Annotated in this window: 14 protein-coding genes; 6 read left to right on the top strand and 8 right to left on the bottom strand. The window is 61.8% G+C overall.

The genetic code is table 11. The annotated features are described in order from the left end of the window. Window positions 1-56: 56 nt before the first annotated feature. Window positions 57-1,556, bottom strand: coding sequence for a YdgA family protein (locus JS46_RS02025; RefSeq protein ID WP_033747340.1), 1,500 nt, complete (start codon window positions 1,554-1,556; stop codon window positions 57-59). A gap of 132 nt (window positions 1,557-1,688) precedes the next feature. Continuing rightward, window positions 1,689-2,864, bottom strand: a complete 1,176-nt coding sequence (manA, locus tag JS46_RS02020; RefSeq protein WP_033747339.1) for a mannose-6-phosphate isomerase — start codon at window positions 2,862-2,864, stop codon at window positions 1,689-1,691. Window positions 2,865-3,057: 193 nt separating this feature from the next. Here manA and fumC point away from each other — a divergent pair, with 193 nt between their 5' ends. Beyond that, a complete protein-coding gene (gene fumC, locus JS46_RS02015; protein WP_033747337.1) occupies window positions 3,058-4,455 on the top strand; it encodes a class II fumarate hydratase in 1,398 nt (465 codons plus the stop codon). A gap of 43 nt (window positions 4,456-4,498) precedes the next feature. On the opposite strand, the gene tus is transcribed toward fumC, so the two are convergent. Further along, on the bottom strand, window positions 4,499-5,428 hold the full coding sequence (gene tus, locus JS46_RS02010) for a DNA replication terminus site-binding protein (RefSeq protein WP_033747335.1): 930 nt from the start codon (window positions 5,426-5,428) through the stop codon (window positions 4,499-4,501). A gap of 212 nt (window positions 5,429-5,640) precedes the next feature. On the opposite strand from tus, the gene JS46_RS02005 reads away from it, so the two are divergent. Both JS46_RS02005 and JS46_RS02000 read left to right on the top strand, forming a co-directional pair. After that, a complete protein-coding gene (locus JS46_RS02005) occupies window positions 5,641-6,825 on the top strand; it encodes an MFS transporter (RefSeq protein WP_033747333.1) in 1,185 nt (394 codons plus the stop codon). 192 nt (window positions 6,826-7,017) lie between these two features. Continuing rightward, window positions 7,018-7,506, top strand: coding sequence for an Rrf2 family transcriptional regulator (locus JS46_RS02000; protein ID WP_033747332.1), 489 nt, complete (start codon window positions 7,018-7,020; stop codon window positions 7,504-7,506). Between the two features lie 38 nt (window positions 7,507-7,544). Here JS46_RS02000 and JS46_RS01995 read toward each other — a convergent pair whose 3' ends face one another. The 3 genes from JS46_RS01995 to JS46_RS01985 form a co-directional block, all read right to left on the bottom strand. Beyond that, the gene (locus JS46_RS01995) at window positions 7,545-8,045 is read right to left on the bottom strand and encodes a DUF4760 domain-containing protein (protein WP_033747330.1); all 501 of its coding nucleotides are present in this window, start codon (window positions 8,043-8,045) and stop codon (window positions 7,545-7,547) included. A 288-nt stretch (window positions 8,046-8,333) separates the two neighbouring features. Next, complete coding sequence (gene oqxB / locus JS46_RS01990) at window positions 8,334-11,486, bottom strand: multidrug efflux RND transporter permease subunit OqxB (RefSeq protein WP_033747327.1); 3,153 nt, start codon at window positions 11,484-11,486, stop codon at window positions 8,334-8,336. A 17-nt stretch (window positions 11,487-11,503) separates the two neighbouring features. Beyond that, on the bottom strand, window positions 11,504-12,664 hold the full coding sequence (locus JS46_RS01985; RefSeq protein ID WP_033747325.1) for an efflux RND transporter periplasmic adaptor subunit: 1,161 nt from the start codon (window positions 12,662-12,664) through the stop codon (window positions 11,504-11,506). Between the two features lie 298 nt (window positions 12,665-12,962). On the opposite strand from JS46_RS01985, the gene JS46_RS01980 reads away from it, so the two are divergent. The 3 genes from JS46_RS01980 (at window position 12,963) to JS46_RS01970 (ending at window position 14,100) form a co-directional block, all read left to right on the top strand. Beyond that, complete coding sequence (locus JS46_RS01980; RefSeq protein ID WP_033747323.1) at window positions 12,963-13,307, top strand: helix-turn-helix domain-containing protein; 345 nt, start codon at window positions 12,963-12,965, stop codon at window positions 13,305-13,307. An 86-nt stretch (window positions 13,308-13,393) separates the two neighbouring features. After that, window positions 13,394-13,828: a ribonuclease domain-containing protein gene (locus tag JS46_RS01975; protein WP_033747320.1), complete on the top strand. Its 435-nt coding sequence runs from the start codon at window positions 13,394-13,396 to the stop codon at window positions 13,826-13,828. Between the two features lie 2 nt (window positions 13,829-13,830). After that, window positions 13,831-14,100, top strand: a complete 270-nt coding sequence (locus JS46_RS01970; protein WP_033747317.1) for a barstar family protein — start codon at window positions 13,831-13,833, stop codon at window positions 14,098-14,100. Here JS46_RS01970 and JS46_RS01965 read toward each other — a convergent pair. Next, window positions 14,097-16,472 carry a virulence factor SrfC family protein gene (locus tag JS46_RS01965; RefSeq protein ID WP_033747314.1) on the bottom strand — a complete coding sequence of 792 codons (2,376 nt, stop codon included), beginning with the start codon at window positions 16,470-16,472 and terminating at the stop codon, window positions 14,097-14,099. The two genes, JS46_RS01970 and JS46_RS01965, sit on opposite strands and share 4 nt — an antisense overlap. Beyond that, complete coding sequence (locus JS46_RS01960; protein WP_033747311.1) at window positions 16,469-19,432, bottom strand: virulence factor SrfB; 2,964 nt, start codon at window positions 19,430-19,432, stop codon at window positions 16,469-16,471. The genes JS46_RS01965 and JS46_RS01960 overlap by 4 nt, the downstream gene beginning before the upstream one ends. Window positions 19,433-19,434 lie beyond the last annotated feature (2 nt).

The raw sequence follows: 19,434 nt of genomic DNA, 5'->3' as shown, positions 1-19,434 counted from the left end.
AGGCGGAAAGGCTGGTCACGCAAGGTGACCAGCTTCTTCATCGCGAGGCGGGTTGCTTACTGCGGCATGCCTTCGCTGGTGGGCAGGCCGAGCATATAGCGCGACATAAACTGCTCCAGCGTCATGGTGTCGCCGTTCATGTTCACCTGGCCGCCGTTGTACTGCAGGCTGGTGACGATATTGTTATCCTGCTGCTGGGTCAGACGGAACATCTGGCCCATCGCCGCCAGGCCTTTCACCTGCTGATCCGCCAGCTTCTGCGCGTCGTCGCCGGTATAACCCTCGGCCAGGCCGACGTTGCGCATCACTTCGGTCGCCATCGGCATATTGATCACCAGCTTGGCCGATAAGCTCTTCAGCACGCGATCTACCATGCCGGAGAGATTTTGCGGCTGTCCGGTCACGGTAGCGGGATCGTTGAAGTTAGCGGTGAGGTTAAAGGTGCTTTCGCCTTTCTCGTTTTTCCAGCTCAGCGGCGCGATGCTGACCATCGGCGCGCCTTTCAGCAGCGTCGGCAGGTTATTCATCAGAATAGTGTTGACGCCAGCCTGGTAGCGAATCGGATCGTTAGCGAGGCCCGGCTGATTCAGCAGGTCCTGCATCTGCGCATGGTAGTTGTCGGAGAAGGCTTTCACCGCCTGGGCGTCGAACTGCGCCAGCTTCATGCTCAGCTTCGCTTCGCCGAAATCGTTGTTCTGCAGGTGCACGTTATCGACGCGATAGTCGATATTGCCGCTGATTTTGCCCGCTTTGTTATCAAACGACGAGGTGCCGTTGAGCTTTTGCAGCGTCAGCGCATCCTTGCCGTTGACGCTGGCGTTGAATTTCTCCAGCTCGACTTTCTGATCGCCGATGCGCACGCCTTCCGGCGTCAGGTGCGTATTGCCGCTTACCTTCACGCCGTTAGCGGTAAACAGCACCGGCATGCCCATCTCGTTTTTGCTGGTGATGGCGATGCTGTCGATATCGCTGTCTACCGAGACTTTATCGCCTTTGCTGTCTGCGCTGACGTTCAGCGTGCCGCCGTTGGTCGCCACGCGCTGGCCGGTCTGCGCATTCTGGTAATTAACCGGCAAAAAGTGCAGAGCGGTATCGGTCGCGCCGCTATAGCCGATGCGGGTATCCGCATTCGCCGGCGATTTATTGTCGGTCAGGGCGAACAGATTTTTCAGCGCATCGGTATTTTCCAGCTCGGTGTGCACCGACGCCATGCTCGGGATCAGCGTAAAGCGACGCAGCTGGGCGAACGGGAAGGGGCCATGATCGATGGTTTCGTTAAAGACGATGCTCTGGCCGGGCTTCAGGAAAGCGTTATCTTCTGTCTGGGAGTTGGCCTGCAGCACCAGTTTCGCGGTGCTGCTGAATACGCCGCGCTGGTAATCCTGATAGCTGAGCTTGAGGCGGCTGTTGGGCGCCAGAGCGTTAAGCTGCGTATTGGCGTTCTGCACCAGTTCATCCATATGGCTTTCCAGCTGCTTACCGGTAAACCATGCCGCGCCGGTCCAGATTACGCCCAGGGCGATAATCACACCTACGGCAACGTTGGTCTTTTTCATTGCTGAGTCGTCCTTATCCTTGTGTCCGCTTACGCCGCTGTCCGACGTCCGGCGAGGGAAGAAAAACGCCCGCGGGCGTTTTTCGCTAATAGATTGAAATAATAGCAGTTAGGGCCAGTTCCGTCAGCCGAATCAGCGCAATGCGTTAAAAACGCGCGCCAGGCGGCCGCTTCCGGTGGCTTTCAGCGCGCCGTCGCTGGCAGGAACAAAGCAGGATTCTCCCGGACGCAGCGTCAGCTGCTGCTGGCCCAGGGTCAGCGTCGCCTCGCCTTCAATGCAAAACAGGATGGCCGCGCTCTCCTGCGAGAGGATCTGCGGTTCGCTGTCCAGCGCGTGAATGGCGAAAGCGAAATCCTCCACCGGAATGGGGAAGTTCAGGGCGCGATCCTGCTGTTGCGGCTGGGTCAGCAGCTGCGACGCCGGTTTTGACTGAAACTTGACGTTGGCGAGCAGCTCGGGAATATCGATATATTTCGGCGTCAGGCCGGCGCGCAGCACGTTATCGGAGTTGGCCATCACCTCCAGCGCCACGCCGTTGAGGTAGGCGTGCGGCGTCTCGGCGTAAAGAAACATCGCTTCGCCCGGCTGCAGCGTAATCACGTTCAGCAGCAGCGGCGAAAACAGCCCGCTGTCGTCCGGGTAATCCGCCGCGATCGCCTTAATGGTTTCCCACGGCTGGCCGTCGCGCGCGTTGAGCGCGGCTTTCAGCACGCCCAGCGCCAGCGACTTCGCTTCCCCCTGCAGCGACAGCAGAGTGGTGAACAGCGTCGCCAGATTATCGCTGTCGGGATGCTGCAAAAAGTGAGCGATCTGCGGATGCGCGCCCGCCACCGGCTGCAGCAGCGAGGCGATCTCCGGCAGCTCGCGAAAGCCGTTCATCGCCTGGAAAGGGGTCAGCGCGTAGACCAGCTCCGGCTTATGGTTGGCGTCTTTATAGTTACGCTCCGGCGCATTGAGCGGGACGCCCGCCGCGTTCTCGCGTGCGAAACCCTCTTCCGCCGCGCTTTTGCTGGGATGAACCTGAATCGACAGCGGCTGAGCGGCGCACAGCACCTTAAACAGGAAAGGAAGCTCGCCAAAGCGTTTCGCCACCGCATAGCCCAGCGTCTCCTCGGGCGCGGCGTCAATCACGTCGCGCAGCGAACGACGCTCGCCCTTGACCTCAACCTGTGAAGAACTTTTGGGATGCGCGCCCATCCACAACTCCGCCATCGGCGCGCCGCTGGGATTGGCGATGCCGTAGAGTTCCGTTAAGGCGGTTCTGCTGCCCCACGCGTAATTTTGCAGCGAATTGACCATTTTTTGCATAATTAACCCTTTAATCACGGGAAGTTATTGCGCCTATTAAAGCAGAAAATGGCACCGTTAATACATATGAAGTGCAAACAGCGCGTCAGACTCGCATAATGTTAAATTCTTGTATGTAAGAATTCTACGCGTCCAGTGTTCTTCCCGCGCTGGGCGACCAATCACCACAACCTGTGCTAAAGGAGACGTAGACATGGCAGCCACGCGCATTGAAAAAGATTCAATGGGGCCCATTGATGTACCCGCAGACAAGTTATGGGGCGCGCAAACGCAGCGCTCGCTGGAACACTTCCGTATCTCGACAGAAAAAATGCCTACCGAGCTGGTCTATGCGCTGGCGCAGACCAAGCGCGCCGCCGCCACCGTCAACCGCGATCTCGGCCTGCTGCCGGCTGAACGCGCGGACGCCATTGTTAAAGCCGCCGACGAGGTGCTGGCCGATCAGCACAGCGGCGAATTCCCGCTGGCGATCTGGCAAACCGGCTCCGGTACCCAGACCAATATGAACATGAACGAGGTGCTGGCCAACCGCGCCAGCGAGATCCTCGGCGGCGAACGCGGCATGTCGCGGCTGGTGCACCCCAACGACGACGTTAACAAAAGCCAGAGCTCTAACGACGTCTTCCCGACCGCAATGCACGTGGCGGCAGTGATCGCGCTGCGCGAAAAGCTGATTCCGCAGATTGAAACGCTGAAGAAAACCCTGAGCGAGAAGTCCAGCGCCTTTCAGGATATCGTCAAGATCGGCCGCACCCATCTGCAGGATGCGACGCCGCTGACCCTGGGCCAGGAGATCTCCGGCTGGGTGGCGATGCTGGAGCATAACCTTCGACACATCGAGCAGAGCATTCCTCACGTCGCCGAACTGGCGCTGGGCGGCACCGCCGTCGGCACCGGGCTGAATACCCATCCGGAATATGCGGTGCGCGTAGCGAAAGCGCTGGCCGAGCTGACCGGACAGCCGTTCGTCACCGCGCCAAATAAATTCGAGGCGCTGGCGACCACCGATGCGCTGGTGCACGCGCACGGCGCGCTGAAAGGGCTGGCGGCCTCGCTGATGAAGATCGCCAACGACGTGCGCTGGCTGGCGTCAGGCCCGCGCTGCGGCATCGGCGAGCTCTCTATTCCGGAAAACGAGCCGGGCAGCTCTATCATGCCGGGCAAGGTCAACCCGACCCAGTGCGAAGCGATGACCATGCTCTGCTGCCAGGTCATGGGCAACGACGTGGCGATCAATATCGGCGGGGCGTCGGGCAACTTCGAGCTGAACGTCTTCCGGCCGATGGTGATCCACAACTTCCTGCAGTCGGTGCGCCTGCTGGCTGACGGCATGGACAGCTTTAACCACCATTGCGCCGTCGGCATCGAGCCGAACCGCGACCGCATTTCGCAGCTGCTCAATGAGTCGCTGATGCTGGTGACCGCGCTGAATACCCATATCGGCTACGACAAAGCGGCCGAAATCGCGAAGAAGGCGCATAAAGAGGGGCTGACGCTGAAAGGCTCGGCGCTGAAGCTGGGCTATCTTACCGAAGAAGAGTTTGACGCATGGGTGCGTCCGGAAGAGATGGTCGGCAGCATGAAGGCGTAATCCGCCGTCGTAATAAAAGGCCAGCGCTGCTGGCCTTTTTTCGTTATATCGGGCAGTCGACCCACAGGTGCAGCCGCGGGATCAGCAGGTTAAGCGGCTGCGCCGCCGGCTTATAGCGGTGCTGCACGTTATCCGCGTTGTAGTTCAGCAGTTCGCCCAGCACCGGCACCTGGCTGCGGTCGCGACACAGCACGACGATTGGCGACGGACAGGCGAGCTGCGTCTGTTTTTTCTCATTGGCGCGCCAGACGCGCGCGATCGGCTGCACCTTCACCGGGCGCTTGATCTTCAGCCGCGCGGTGGCGGGCAGGGCGCGCACGCTCTCCAGCTCATCCTGCACCTTTTCCGCCCACTGCTCGCGCGTCCAGGGCGCCTGCGCGCGGTTCGCGCTGAGGCTCTTTTCCAGCTGGGCGATAATTTCCTCGCGCTTTACGTTTTTAATCACGTGCTTGTTGGCCCAGCCGAAACGCAGGCTGTCCGGCGCCTGCAGCAGGGTAATGGTACGATAGGCGTTAAGGGTAATCAGGCCGCGCAGATGCTGGTGCACGAACTCAAAGCGCGCCTCGCTCGGCAGGCCCGATTCCACCGTGATGATCTGCTCCAGCCGCGCCTTGTATTGATTCACCTGCGCGATCTGGTCGATAAGGGCGGTTTCGCGTTCGCCTTCGGCTTCAATGCAGAGCGCGCCGGGCAGGCGCACGGCCGCTTTGGTGCTCAGCTTTTCTGACTGATGCTGCATAAAGAGCCGACAGAAGTGCGCCAGCGCCATCTCGCGCGCGGCTTCGCCCAGGTGCTGCTCAACGGCGATTTCGGTCACCGCGTCATGCTCATGGCCTTTTTCAATCGGCGGCAGCGAGAACACCCGCGCGATCAGCAGCGGCTGCGCCATAATCATCTCGCGCAACTCGCCCAGCGACTGTTCGAGGCGGTTAGCGCAGTCATGCAGGTCGGAAATCAGGTCGTAACGCATCAGCGGTCTCCATAGTTACAACATACCATAATGTGACAGAGATTGTCGCTGCATGCAATCTGCACTATTAGTTACAGCATACTTAAGATACTAATCAATAAAACCGTGCGGACTGACGGCTAAACAGGCAAAGCAGGGCGAGCGGCGCCGTTTCGGTTTTTTCCTTATCTCATAACATGTTATAAAAGCCGCTACTGTAAAAAAGGGTGACGGATGTGAATCAACGGAATAAACCCGGCGTGCTGGCGGTAGTGGTGCTGGGGCTGGTGCAGATACTCTCCTGGGGCGGCTCGTTTTATCTGATGGCGGTAATGGCGGCCCCGATCGTCGTGGAAACCGGCTGGTCGCAGCGGTGGGTCTATGGCGCGCTGTCGCTCGGCATTCTGGTATCCGGCCTGCTGGCGCCATTGAGCGGACGCATTATCGCGCGCACCGGCGGCCGGATGCTGCTGGCGCTGAGCGGGGCGGTGATGGCGATCGGGCTTGCGATAATGGGCTTAAGCCATTCGCTGCTGCTGTTTCTTGCCGCCTGGGTCGTTATCGGCGTCGGCATGGCGATGGGACTCTACGACGCGCTGTTCGCCACGTTGGGCACGCGCTACGGCAGCCAGGCGCGCAGCGCCATTACCAGCATTACGCTCATCTCCGGCTTTTGCACCTCGCTGGTGTGGCCTGGCACCGCGTTGTTGATTCATCTGCTTGGCTGGCGCGGCGCCTGTTTCGCTATCGCCGCGATGCTGCTGCTGCTGGTGCTGCCCGCCTATTTTTATGCGCTGCCGGATAAAGCGGCGGCCCTGAAGCCGAAAGCGGCGATAGCGCCTGTGCCGCAGAGCGATATCGCGCCGTCGCTGTTCTGGCTGCTGTGCGCCATTTTTACGCTCGCCTCGGTGATCATGACGGCAATCTCGGTACAGCTGATCGCTTTGCTGCAGGCGAGCGGCTACACGCTGGCTGCCGCGCTGGGGCTCAGCGCCATTCTGGGGCCGTGTCAGGTGGGATCGCGCGTCGTCGATATTCTGTTTAAACGCGGCCATCCCATCTGGACCGCCTTTTTCTCGGTCTGCCTGGTGGCGCTCGGCCTGCTGTCGCTGGCGCTATTCCCGCAGCTTGCGCTGCTCAGCATGGTGCTTTATGGCGCAGGAAATGGCCTGCGCGCCATCGTGCGGGGAACTTTACCGCTGGCGATGGTCAAACCGGAGGCGTATGCCGTAGTGGTTGGCCGGATGGCGCGTCCGGCGCTTATCGGTCAGGCGCTAACGCCTCTGGCGGGCGGATATCTGTTTGAAACCTTCGGCGCGTCCGCTACGCTATGGATGCTTTGCGCGCTGGCGCTGCTTAACGTGGCGCTGGTGATGCTGCTGAAAAATCGGCTGCCGTCGGCCCCGCCAGCGGCGCTTTAAGGGCAGGGCGGAGGCTGGCGCGGCGCGGGCTGAACAGCTTGTGCTGTCGGCTGCCGGGTTTTAATGAATACGTGCCCTGGCGCCGTCGCCTTGCTTCTAAAAAGCAACAGTGTTTGTTATATTTATTGCTCACTGAATGTTCACTTACGCGGCAATAAAACAATAAGATGCACCGCAACTCAGGATAATGAAATGCTTGATTACCGCTTCCCGACAGCTTTGCAAATGGTTCTTAGCGTAGCGATGGCGGAGCAAATGGGTAAACGCTCGACCAGCGCCATTCTGGCATACGGCCTTGAGGCGAATCCCAGTTTCATCCGTAAGCTGATGGTTCCGCTCACCCGCGACGGCATTATCGTTTCGACGCTTGGTCGAACCGGTTCGATTCATCTGGGGCGTCCGGCCAGCGAAATCACGCTGCGCGATATTTATACCTCGGTGATTGAGGACAAAAAGCTCTGGGCGTCGCGTCCGGACGTCGCGCCTCGCTGTCTGGTCAGCGCCAATCTCTGCTGGTACTTCAAATCGATCGCCGATGAAGCCGAGCAGGCTTCGCTGGACGTGCTGGAAAAACGCACCGTCGCCGACGCGCTCGAAGAGCTGAAGAAAGGCAACGAAACCGAGTGCGCGCCTGTTCTGGAACCGGATGCTATCGAAGACCTGTGCAAAAAAAGCCGCTAAACGCGGCTTTTTTTATGGTTAAGCAATTTCTTGTCGCGCTATTTTCTCCGTAAAGGATTCTGCTTCCAGCGCATGGCCAGCCACTCAAATTCCTGATACGTCGTGTCTGAGTGAATATGCTCTCTAATCGCCTTAATCAGGGGCTCCGCAATATCCCAGGCTTGAATAACAGTAGTAAAAGAGGTTCTCTTAATCATCCGCTCATCATATATCCCTTCACGAATACTGACGGCGACTCTCTCATAAAAATTTAAAATATATTGTAACTTGCGCCGCTCAAGCATCTCTTTTTCCGTTATGGTTTTACCTTCTCGCGGAAAAACATATGAACGGAAAGACTTACCTGAACGATTTACTTTTTTAAGAACGTGTAACGATTCCGTGTAATCTTTATCCTGGCGGCTTTCGAATAAAAATTTTGCGGTCTCTGTTTTTTTGGCTGTGCGCACGTTATAGAAGATGGCGCATGTAGCGACGATAACGCCGAGCAGGACGATGGCGTTACTGATAAATGGCCAGATAGTCAGGTTTGAAGTCATATTTTTCATCCATGAAAAAGGCGGGTTGCTTGCCCGCCTTATTTATTTTGCATCTGCTTAGAATCCGTCAAATTCGTCTCTTACTCTGTTCATACAGCCTCCCAGCATAGCCTTGTTGCTTTTGCGTTGATCGTTAATTCTTCACGATTTTGCTTCCTGGAAAATTAACCTGGCTGATTTTGCCTGTCAATTCGTTGTCTGCCCGGATTGCGTAGCGTTACGCAAATTTCACATTCCGCTTCCGTCATCTGAATAAAAGAAAGGGCGGTCGCTGACCGCCCTTACTCTTTACGCTGTCTGCATCGCCTCTTTCGGCGCCTTGCGCGTCACCAGCTTACGCAGCGTGACGTAGAACACCGGCGTCAGGAACAGACCGAACAGGGTAACGCCCAGCATCCCGGCGAACACGGTGATGCCGGTGACGCCGCGCACTTCTGCACCCGCGCCTTCGCCCAGAATCAGCGGCACGGTGCCGGCGATAAAGGCGATTGAGGTCATCACGATTGGACGCAGACGCAGACGACACGCCTCCAGCGCCGCTTCCACGATGCCTTTGCCCTGCATCTCCAGCTCGCGGGCGAACTCCACGATAAGAATGGCGTTCTTACATGCCAGCCCCATTAGCACCACCAGACCGACCTGCACGAAGACGTTGTTATCGCCGCCGGTCAGCCAGACGCCGACCAGCGCCGACAGCATGGTCACCGGCACGATCAGGATCACCGCCAGCGGCAGCGTCCAGCTCTCATAGAGCGCGGCCAGTACCAGGAACGCCAGCAGCACCGCCACCGGGAAGACGATAAAGGCGGTATTGCCCTGGGTCGCCTGCTGATAGCTGAGATCGGTCCACTCGATATTCATGCCGTTCGGCAGCAGCTGACTGGACATCGCCTCCAGCTGGGTCATCGCCTGCGCGGAAGAGAGGATACGCGGATCGGCGTCGCCAATCAGGTCCGCCGCCGGGTAGCCGTTATAGCGGATCACCGGATCGGGCCCGTAGGTGGTGGTGATATGCACCATGCTGCCGATAGGCACCATCTCGCCGCGATCGTTGCGGGTGCGCAGGTTAGCGATATCCTCCACGCTGTCGCGAAACTCGCCGTCCGCCTGCGCCATTACGCGCCAGGTGCGGCCGAAGCGGTTGAAGTCGTTAACGTACGACGAGCCGAGATAGGTCTGCAATGTGCTGAAAAGATCGGTCAGCGATACCCCCTGCGCCTTGGCCTTATCGCGGTCAACCTGCACGTCGAGCTGCGGCACGTTCGCCTGATAAGAGGAGATGGGATAGTGCATGCCCGGCGTCTGCATTACCGCGCCGGAAAGGGTGTTGATCGCCGTCTGCAGCGCGCCGTAGCCCAGCCCCGCGCGATCCTGCACGTAGAGCGAGTAGCCCGAACCCTGGCCGAGGCCCAGAATCGGCGGCGGCATAATCGAGAAGCCGAAGCCCTGCTGCAGCTGGGCGATCTTCGCGTTGATTTCCGCGTTAATCTCCGCCGCGCTGTGGGTGCGTTCGCTGAACGGCTTCAGGCCGAAGAACACCGTGCCGGTATTCGGCGTGTTGGTGAACTGCAGCGCATTCAGGCCGGGGAAGGCGACGGAGTAGGCCACGCCTTCGGTATTCATGCCGATTTCGCTCATCTTGCGGATCATCTCGTCGGTACGCTCCAGCGACGAGCCTTCCGGCATCTTCACGCCGCCGATCAGGTAGAGCTTATCCTGCGTCGGGATAAAGCCGCCCGGCACGGCGTGGAACATAAAGCCCGCGCCCGCCAGCAGCAGCACGTAGACGCCGAACACCGCGCCGCGACGACGCAGCGTTTTGCCGACCAGCCCTTCGTAGCCGTGCGCGCTGCTGTTAAAGAAGCGGTTGAACGGTCGGAACAGCCAGCCGAGCAGGCGATCGATAATGCGCGTCGGGATATCTTTCGGCGCATGGTGATCCTTCAGCAGCTTCGCCGCCAGCGCCGGCGACAGCGTCAGCGAGTTGATGGCGGAGATCACCGTGGAGATGGCGATGGTGACCGCGAACTGCTTATAGAACTGGCCGGTAACGCCGGAGAGAAACGCCATCGGCACGAACACGGCGCAGAGCACCAGCGCGATGGCGACAATCGGCCCGGAAACTTCGCGCATCGCCTGATGCGCCGCCGCCTGCGGCGAGAGGCCCAGCGCGATATTACGCTCGACGTTCTCCACCACCACGATGGCGTCATCCACCACGATGCCGATCGCCAGCACCAGTCCGAACAGGCTCAGGGTATTGAGCGAGAAGCCGAGCAGGTAGAGCACGCTAAAGGTCCCGACCACCGAAACCGGCACCGCCAGCAGCGGAATGATCGAGGCGCGCCAGGTCTGCAGAAACAGGATCACCACCAGCACCACCAGGGCGACCGCTTCCAGCAGCGTATGCACCACCGCGCTAATGGAGTCGCGCACGAATACGGTAGGGTCGTAAGGCGCGGCCCACTGCACGTCGTCCGGGAAGCGCGTCGCCAGCTCGGCCATTTTGGCGCGCACCGCGTTGGAGAGATCGATGGCGTTGGCGCCCGGCGCCTGGAAAATACCGATGCCGACCGCGTCCTTATTGTTGAGCTGCGAGCGCAGCGCATAGCTGCCGGAGCCCATCTCGATGCGCGCCACGTCGCGCAGCCGCACCAGCGAGCCGTCGTCCGAGGTTTTCAGGATGATATTGCCGAACTGCTGCTCGTTTTCGAGGCGGCCCGCAGTGTTGATAGAGAGCAGAAAGTCGGACTGCTTCTTCAGCGGTTCAGCGCCGAGCTGGCCGGCCGACACCTGCACGTTTTGCTCCTGCATCGCCGTGATCACGTCGGCGGCGGTCAGGCCGCGCGCGGCCACCTTGTTGGGATCGAGCCAGACGCGCATCGCATATTCGCCCGCGCCGAAGATCTGAATCTGGCCCACGCCCGGCAGGCGCGCCAGCTCATCCTTCACCTTCAGCGTGGCGTAGTTGCGCAGGTAGAGCGAGTCGTACTTACCGTGCGGCGAGAACATATGCACCACCAGCGTCAGCGTCGGCGACATCTTCTGGGTGGTGATGCCGAGGCGGCGCACATCCTCCGGCAGGCGCGCTTCCGCCTGGGCAACGCGGTTCTGCACCTGCACCTGCGCCTGATCGGGATCGGTGCCGGGACGGAAGGTGACGGTGGTCACCAGCACGCCGTCGGAACCGGCCACCGATTTCATATACATCATATTTTCAACGCCGTTGATCGCCTCTTCCAGCGGCGTCGCCACCGAGTCGGCAATCACCTTCGGGTTAGCGCCGGGATATTCGGCGCGCACCTGCACGCTGGGCGGCACCACGTCCGGGTATTCGCTGATCGGCAGCAGCGGAATAGCGATCAGGCCGGTAACGAAAATCAAAATCGACAAAACGGCGGCGAATATCGGCCGGTCGATAAAAAAGCGGGAAAAGTCCATAGCGGCAGTAGCCTCAGTTAGTTGGCGTTAGCCGCGCGCATCGCGACCTGCTGGGCCGTTACCGGCATTCCGGGCATAAACACTTTTTGCAGCCCGTCGACGATCACGCGGTCGCCCGACTGCAGCCCGCTTTTCACAATGCGTAAACCCTCGGCCATCGCGCCGGGCTGAATGTCGCGGCGCTGCGCTTTGCCCTCTTTATCCACCACATAGACATATTTGCGATCCTGATCGGTCAGCACCGCCTTGTCGTCAATCAGCAGCGCCTGGAACTCTGCGCTGCCCGGCAGGCGGACGCGGGAGAAGAGGCCGGGCGTAAACTGACGCTGCCGGTTATCAAGCTGGGCGCGCATGCGGATGGTGCCGGTGCTGGCGGTGAGCTGGTTGTCGGTGAAGTCGACCATGCCGCGGTGCGGATAGCCGCTTTCGCCCGCCAGGCCGATTTCGACCGGCAGCGAGCCGCGCTGCTGGCCCTGACGCGCCATCGCCTGATAGTGCAGGAAGGTGGTTTCATCGACGTCGAAGTAGACGTACATGCGATCCTGCGACACCAGCGAAGTGAGCACGCTGGCGCTGTCGCCGGCGGTCACCAGGTTGCCGGTAGTGATCATGGCGCGGCTGGCGCGTCCGTCGATCGGCGCGGTCACGCGGGTAAAGTCAAGATTGAGCTGCGCCATATCCACGGCCGCCTCGGCAGCGAGCACGTCCGCCTGCGCCTGGCTGGCGGCGGAGCGCCGCTGCTCCCACTGCTCACGCGAAACCGCCAGGGTGCCGATCAGCTTCTCGGTGCGCGCCGACTCGCTGCGCGCCAGCGCCGCCTGGCTGCGCGCGCGGGCCAGTTCGGCCTTCGCCTGCTCCAGCGCGGCGCGGTAGGTGCGGTCGTCGATGGTGAACAGCACCTGGCCTTTTTTCACTTCGTCGCCCTCGCGGTAGTTCACCGCATCGATATAGCCGGAGACGCGCGGGCGCAGCTGCACGCTCTGCACCGCTTCGATGCGACCGTTAAAACTGTCCCACTGGCTGACGGGCTTCATCACCACGTCGGCGACGCTGACCTGAGGGGGAGGCGGCGGGGCGTTTTGCGCCACGCCTTTGTCACATCCGCTGAGTATGCTGCTGAGCAGCACCGCGCCCAGAAGGGTTGAACCCTGACGAACCCACTTCGTTTGTCTCTTCATTATTGTTATTCCGCATAGCGTTAAAAAAGAGCCCACAAAGGCGGGCCAATATTTGCAACTTTTAAGATTGCAATTAATCGCGAGGAGTGTAGGCTTGGGCATCCAGCAACTGCAAGAATATCTGATACACTTTATGTGCGGTTTTGACTGAGACAGAGCGGGGCGGAGAATGTCCTTACGGCGAGTGCGGCATTTAATGTATCAATCCAACTTGCATTAAATGGCAAAGTCAGTCACCCTTAAAGTGTAATTGCAACTGATACTGATACTGTTCGCAACGGCGACGGGAGAAAATGGGATGATGAGCGACGCATTTATTCACGATCTAATCGACTGGATCGATAACAACATCGAAGCACGTCTGGATCTGGACACCGTATCGGAGCGCGCAGGCTATTCTAAATGGCACCTGCAGCGTATGTTTAAAGAGCACACCGGCTATCCGCTGGGTGAGTACATCCGCATCAAGAAGCTGAAGAAATCCGCGGATCGGCTGACCACCACCAATGAGCCGATCCTTAACGTCGCGATTTCGCTGGGCTTTGACTCGCAGCAGTCTTTCAACCGCAGCTTTAAACGCCAGTACGGCGTTGCGCCAGGCGCCTGGCGTCGCCACGGGGCGCAGATGCAAGCCATGCAGTGATCCCCGCAGGGCCAGCTTCGCTGGCCCGCGCTGTATCTGCCCGCTAAAGCTGGTATCATCAGCGTCCTGTTGTCTGGGATGCCATCATGTCGAAAAAACTCTGGATTGCACTGATCATCGTGCTTGCGGCCGCCTGGGCCGGTTTTAAACCCCATCTGAATGTTTCACCCACGCCTGAATCCGGCGACATCAGCTCGCTGACCGATGCGCGCACCGTAGCGCGTTACCTGCTGCAGCATCAGCAGCTGCCGACTTATTACATCAGCAAAAACGACGCGCGCCGCCGCGGCTGGGATCCCGCCAAAGGCAATCTGTGCGAAGTGCTGCCCGGTAAAGCGATAGGCGGCGACCGCTTCGGCAACCGCGAAAAGCGTCTGCCGCAGCGCAGCGGACGCTTATGGTATGAAGCGGACGTCAACTATCGCTGCGGTCATCGCGAGGCGGATCGGCTGGTCTACTCCTCCGACGGTCTGGTCTATATCACCACCGACCACTATCGCAGCTTTAAGCAGGTGCCCTGAAGATGCTGACCATTACGCTCGACTTTCGTCGCCTGGCGGATCGCGACGCGCTCTACCAGACGCTGGCGCAGCAGAGCCATTGCCCGTTCGCCTTCGGCAATAATCTGGACGCGCTGTGGGACTGGCTGACCGGCGGCATGGCGCTGCCGGCGCGCATTCATCTGCGCCACGCGGCGGAGGCGGAAAAACGCGACGAGTTTGCCGCCGTGCTGGCGCTGCTGGAAGAGGCGGCGCAGGCGCTGGAGGGCGACCTGCGCCTGAAGCGGGATTAGCTGCGCAGCGGCGCGAGGATCGCGGCCAGCGCGGCGCGCGCGGCAGGCGAGACGTCGCGTCCGCCGGCGTAGCCGTTGTTCTCCAGAATCACCGAATTCAGCCCGACCAGCCAGTCATAGATGTAGTAGGCAGTATGGTTGGCTGGTGCGGCGGAGAGACGCGTCAGCCGCTGTCCGGCAGAGAAATTAACGCTCGGCGCGGGCGGACGTGAGAAAATCGGCTGACCGCGATTGACGCGGCTCGGCGGGCGTTCGGCTTCGTCACGCTGTAAAAAGCCCAGCCAGGCGACAAAATCCCCCAGCACCGTCATGGCGCGGGAAACCTGACGATCGGCGCGCGACTCATGGGTAACGGAAGGGTTTTCCGGCTCGTGCAGCGCCTGCTCCAGCGACGTCAGCATATCGAGGCGGAAGCTGGCGACGATCAGCTCTTCAACCAGCCACTCCAGCGTGCCGCGATCTACATTCAGCAGCGTCAGCAGGCTGCGGTTCTCCGGCAGTTCGCGCAGATGATCGAGCCACAGCGCCATCACCTGGCGCGCGAAGCTCTGTCCTGCGGCGCTGACGTGATGCTGCGCGGTCGCAGGCTCGGCCAGCGGCGTATCGCTAAAGAGATCGAATTCAAATCCGACGCCGAAATGCTGCGCGGGGGCCTCGGCGCGGATCGCGGCGGTCGTGGTCGGCGCGTCATGCTGGCTGAGCCAGAGCTGACGCAGCGTTTCGCGCGGCGGCTGCAGCCGCTCCAGCAGTTCGCCGTGCAGGCCGGTGCGGTGCTGCAGACATTTCAGCAGGGTATCGGCGATGGTCTGCCTGCGCGCGGCCTGTTCGGCGCTCGCCTCGGCGTCGATCCAGGGCAGCAGACGACGCTCCAGCACGCTGTGCTGCAGGGCGCGCAGCTCGGCCAGCAGCCGATCGCGGCGCGCGTCGGGCTGCATCTCTTCCTGCAGCCACTCCGCCATGCGATCGACGCCGGCGCGATCGAGCGCCAGCATCGAGCCCCAGCGCTGGCCGGGCTGGCCAATCTGGCGCTGCACCGCCTCATCGACGTTGATCTGCTGATGGCGCGCGTCGTAAGAGGTGATTGCCCAAATCAGACGCGGCTTTTCGCCGTTTTCGCGCGGCGGCTGATGCAGCTGCCATTCGCGCAGCGCGCGGCTGGCGACATCGACATCCTGACGCTGGCTGGCGGCGGTGCAGACCAGCATTAAATCGACCCCCTGGCGCGTGGCGTAAAAGCCGGGCAGCAGGGCGCGTTTCTGCTCCAGCAGTCGGGCGCGCAATGGATCCTGCTGCGCCAGACGCTGACGCTCCTCCAGCGCCGCCGCATCGGCGGGCGCGCCGGGGGCGGGCAGATCGAGCATATCGGCGTCGTCGAACAGGGCGGTGCGCGGCGTCGAGCTTAAGGGGATAACCAGCTCCAGCGTCAGCAGCGCCAGCCAGCCGAGCGGCGCCAGCTGCGGCTTGCCGATGCGGTTGCCGTTCAGCGGACAAACTTCCACCTTCATCTGCTGATCCTGCTCGCTGGCGGGCGCGATCAGCTGTTCGCTCGGCAGCAGCGCGTCGTCTGCCAGCAGGCTGAGCGGCGCGAGCACGCGGCTGGCGCTGCGCAGCTGATGGCGCAGATGCAGCAGCGCGCGCAGCGCCTCGCTCAGCTCCGGCTGCGTCGGCCACAGCAGCGCGAAAAGCTGCACCCGGTCGTCGACGCTGAGCGCGGGCGCAAGCTCCACCGCCTGCGGCCAGAAATGGCGGTCGAGCCGCGGCTCGTGACAGCGGTGACGACGGCTCCAGGCCCAGAGCGTGACCAGCGCGTCGCTGTCGAGCCCGCCGACCGGCGCGTTGAGGCGCTGGCGCTGCAGACGCTGCAGCTGCTGGTCGAGCTGGGCGCTTTCCGGCTGCGGCGCCGCATGGCGGCAGCTCAGCACCAGACGTAAAATTTCCGCCTCGGTCAGCAGCGTCAGCTCTACCGGCCATTCGCCGGAGAGCGGCTCGCGCTGATGGCAGTAGCGGGTCGCCGCGGCGAAGTCGAGATTGCCGGGATTGATCTGCTGAAAGACGTTAAGGCTCTTTTCGCCCAGACGCGTCAGCAGCTGACCCTGGGCATCGGCGACCATTTCGCTCAGCAGCCAGGCTTTGCCCGCCTGCGACTGGCCGAACAGCGCCAGCGTCACCGGACGGGCGACCTGCTGGGCGAGCGCGTCGCTCTGGGCGCGGGCGCGGCGCAGCTGGCGCGTAAAGGTTTCCGCCTCCAGCGCCAGGCGCGGCGACGCGTCGCGGTGATCGGCGATCCAGCCCAGGCTGGCGTTGAGCGCCTCCTGCAGCAGGCCAAGTCGTTTTGCCAGCGTCTGCGGCTGGCGCGGTTTTACAGTTCTCATCGTTTGCAAAGGCTTCCGCTGTCAATCCAGTACTGGGCATTGGCGTTGCCCGTCGGCGAGAGAGTGTTGAGTTTCAGGCTCAGCTGCTCGAGCGGCACGCGGGTGCCGTCGTCAAGGCGCGCGTCGCTCAGCACCAGCCGCTCCGGGCCGGGCAGCGTCGGGCCTGGCGCCACCGCCAGCTTCACGCGCAGCACGCTCTCTCCGGCGACCTTGCGCGCCAGCTGAGCGTCGTTCAGCGTCAGGCTGTAGAGCGGCGACGCGGGCCAGCGATCGTTATCGAGCTGGCGGAAACCGAGGCAGACGTTGCCGCGAATGCGGAAGCTGCTTTTCCGGTCCAGCGCGAAGCCCCGGTCGTCGAGATCGATATCGCTGTAGCAGAGATTATCGTCGGTCAGCGCCTGGTTTTCGTCGAGCACGCCCAGATAGCGGATAGTCGAATAGGGCTCGAAATCGCCCGCGCGGAACCAGAAGCTGTTCAGGCGCAGATCCAGCGCCAGCAGGCAGAGCATCGCGCCGACCGCCGCGGTGGATTTCGGGTTGTCGATACGGCCATGTTTGTTGAACGGATACCAGTCGCTGGTGTGATAGCCCTCCAGCGACAGAATGCGGCTGCCCGGCAGCGGCTGCAGATGGCGCACCAGCGCCTGAATGCCGGGGAAGCGCGACGGGCGTCCGGTGAGCAGCAGCACGTCGCACTGATAGAGCGACACCACCTCGCACATCGAGCGCAGCGCCGGAATGATCGCCATGCGGTGCTGCATAAACTCGGCGTGCAGCTGGGCGAGACTGACGATCAGCGGCACTTCCAGCAGATCGAAACCGCTGTCGGCGCCCAGCGCGCGCTGGATTTCGCCGTTGATAAAGGCGAGCACCGCGTCGGCCGGACGGCTCTCCACCAGTTCGCCGAACAGGGCGTTGATCTCCGCGTGGCTCTCCAGCGGATCCCAGTTCTCGTAGCGCTCCAGCACCGCCTGCGCCAGCGGAATAAACAGCTGCAGCGTTGCCTGCTGGCGCAGCGTCGCCTGGCCGTCGAGGCGGCCGTCGTGGCCGAATAGTTTGTTCAGCAGCGGCTCGGCCAGCGTCAGGCCCGCTTTCTGCAGGCTCTGCTGCAGCGCAGGCAGGATCCAGAGCTGGATCACGTCCAGCAGAATATCGTCGCCCGCGACTTTGAAGCCTTCGCGGAACAGCAGGCGCGGAGTGATTTTGACGTTATTGCCCTGGCCGTCGTCGAGACGGTAGTGGGTAATCGCCAGATCGGTGGTGCCGCCGCCGATATCGATCGAGGCGATGCGCAGGCTTTTGCCCGGCACTTCATCTGCTTCGCGCGGACGATCCGGGCGCGCGGTGCTGCTAAAGAAATCCTGCGCGCGACCGGCGAAGTTGACCTGCGTTTCGTTGAACAGCCATACCATCTGGCCGCAGGTGGCTTCGTCCCACTCCATCTGCACGTCCGGCACCGGTTTGCGGCAGATCGGCGGCGCGGCGGCGTCGAACGGCTCGTCGGCGGCGTGCCAGCCCTCGGCTTTCCACACCAGCGCGATCGCCTGCTGCATGCGGCGGCGGAAAATTTCGCGCTCCGGCTTCGGCATCGCGGACGGCAGGGTAAGGATGACGTGGCGCAGCTGGCGCGGCGCGTGGCTCTGCGGCATGCGCTGGCGCTGCGCGGCGCTGTTCATCTGCATCAGCGCCTGCGCCAGCAGTTCGCACAGCATAAAGGTCATCAGCGAGCTGCGGCTGTAGTGGGCGGAAAAGACCGGCAGGCGATCGTCGTCGGCGAGCGCGTGCAGCGGCTCGCCTTCGTCGTTCAGCAGAAAGGTAAAGGGCGCGGCGTTGGCCTGCGGCTCGTTCGATCCCTGCGGCTGATTAAAGCGCCAGCCTGGCTGATAGCGCGCCTCGTCCCACAGATAGCGGCGCGGGCTGGAGATGCCGGTGCTGCCCTCAAGGCCGGCGCGCTGCAGCGCCAGGCGGCTCGCTTCGCGGCCGACGCGCGTCAGCGACGGCCACATAAAGGCGTTTTCGCGGCCGCTCTGCAGCGAAAAGCTCGCCTTGCCGAAGTCGGTTTCAGCGAACTCCAGGCGGCTGTCGAACAGTTCGTTATAGACCTGATGCGGCTGCGAGAGGTCGCGCAGCTGCAATTCGTAGGTCTGCTTCAGGCCGTTGCTCTCTTCGGGGTGATCTTCCACCAGAATGCCGCAGGTGTGCGAGTTGCCGACGTCGAGAATGATGTCGACGTTCACCGCCGGCGTCTGCTGGGTAGCGGCCTGCAGGTGAATATCGCTCAGGTTGAGCTGCTCGCCGAGCAGCTCCAGCAGGTTCAGGTAGTGTGCCTGATATTCGAACTCGCGCAGCGCCTGCGCGATCGCCTGCTCGCGGCGGTCGCCGACGCGGTCGCTGAACGCCTCGCGCAGCCAGCCGTCGACCCAGATATGATCGAGAAACTCGCCCAGCTCATAGTTGTGCCAGGCAAGCGAGAAGGTCACGCCGTTTTGCGCGTCGGCGGCGGTCAGGCCAAGCTGTTCGCCGCCATCCTCCTGCGCCACGCAGCGGGTATCAAACGCCAGGGTTACGCGATGGGTATTGCCCGCCGCGTCCGGCTGCGCCAGCGCGGTGAGGCGCAGGCGCGCCCAGTTCTCCGGGCCGCCGATAAAGCGGCGGCCGCTGGCGCAGCGCAGCATCGGCAGCGGCAGCCAGCAGTCCGCCAGCAGCGCCAGCGAGTCGGCCAGCGCCACGTCCGATTCCGGGCGCACCACTTCCGGCGCGCCGCCGTCCTGCGGATAGAGCAGAAACTTGCCGCTGTTGCCGTCGACGTTGAGGCGCAGCAGCGGGCCGTTCGCCGTCTGGCGCACGAACTGGCGGCGCGCCTGACCTGCGGCGATGCGCAGGCCAAAATCCAGAAACTGTACGCCGCTCTCTTCAATCAGCGTGATTTTTTGTTTGTCATCGATCAGGGGAGCCAACATGG

It is taken from the genome of Pantoea sp. NGS-ED-1003 (assembly GCF_000738765.1).
GTDB classification, from domain to species: domain Bacteria; phylum Pseudomonadota; class Gammaproteobacteria; order Enterobacterales; family Enterobacteriaceae; genus Pantoea; species Pantoea septica.
The sequence above is the reverse complement of the archived record's forward strand: the minus strand, read 5'-3'. Positions and strand labels throughout refer to the sequence as shown.

What these genes read in the sequence shown, in the direction of transcription:
- JS46_RS02025 (WP_033747340.1), bottom strand. Translation starts at nt 1,556, where the DNA reads ATGAAAAAGACCAACGTTGCCGTAGGTGTGATTATCGCCCTGGGCGTA.
- manA (WP_033747339.1), bottom strand. Translation starts at nt 2,864, where the DNA reads ATGCAAAAAATGGTCAATTCGCTGCAAAATTACGCGTGGGGCAGCAGA.
- fumC (WP_033747337.1), top strand. Translation starts at nt 3,058, where the DNA reads ATGGCAGCCACGCGCATTGAAAAAGATTCAATGGGGCCCATTGATGTA.
- JS46_RS02000 (WP_033747332.1), top strand. Translation starts at nt 7,018, where the DNA reads ATGCTTGATTACCGCTTCCCGACAGCTTTGCAAATGGTTCTTAGCGTA.
- JS46_RS01995 (WP_033747330.1), bottom strand. Translation starts at nt 8,045, where the DNA reads ATGACTTCAAACCTGACTATCTGGCCATTTATCAGTAACGCCATCGTC.
- oqxB (WP_033747327.1), bottom strand. Translation starts at nt 11,486, where the DNA reads ATGGACTTTTCCCGCTTTTTTATCGACCGGCCGATATTCGCCGCCGTT.
- JS46_RS01985 (WP_033747325.1), bottom strand. Translation starts at nt 12,664, where the DNA reads ATGAAGAGACAAACGAAGTGGGTTCGTCAGGGTTCAACCCTTCTGGGC.
- JS46_RS01980 (WP_033747323.1), top strand. Translation starts at nt 12,963, where the DNA reads ATGATGAGCGACGCATTTATTCACGATCTAATCGACTGGATCGATAAC.
- JS46_RS01975 (WP_033747320.1), top strand. Translation starts at nt 13,394, where the DNA reads ATGTCGAAAAAACTCTGGATTGCACTGATCATCGTGCTTGCGGCCGCC.
- JS46_RS01970 (WP_033747317.1), top strand. Translation starts at nt 13,831, where the DNA reads ATGCTGACCATTACGCTCGACTTTCGTCGCCTGGCGGATCGCGACGCG.
- JS46_RS01965 (WP_033747314.1), bottom strand. Translation starts at nt 16,472, where the DNA reads ATGAGAACTGTAAAACCGCGCCAGCCGCAGACGCTGGCAAAACGACTT.
- JS46_RS01960 (WP_033747311.1), bottom strand. Translation starts at nt 19,432, where the DNA reads ATGTTGGCTCCCCTGATCGATGACAAACAAAAAATCACGCTGATTGAA.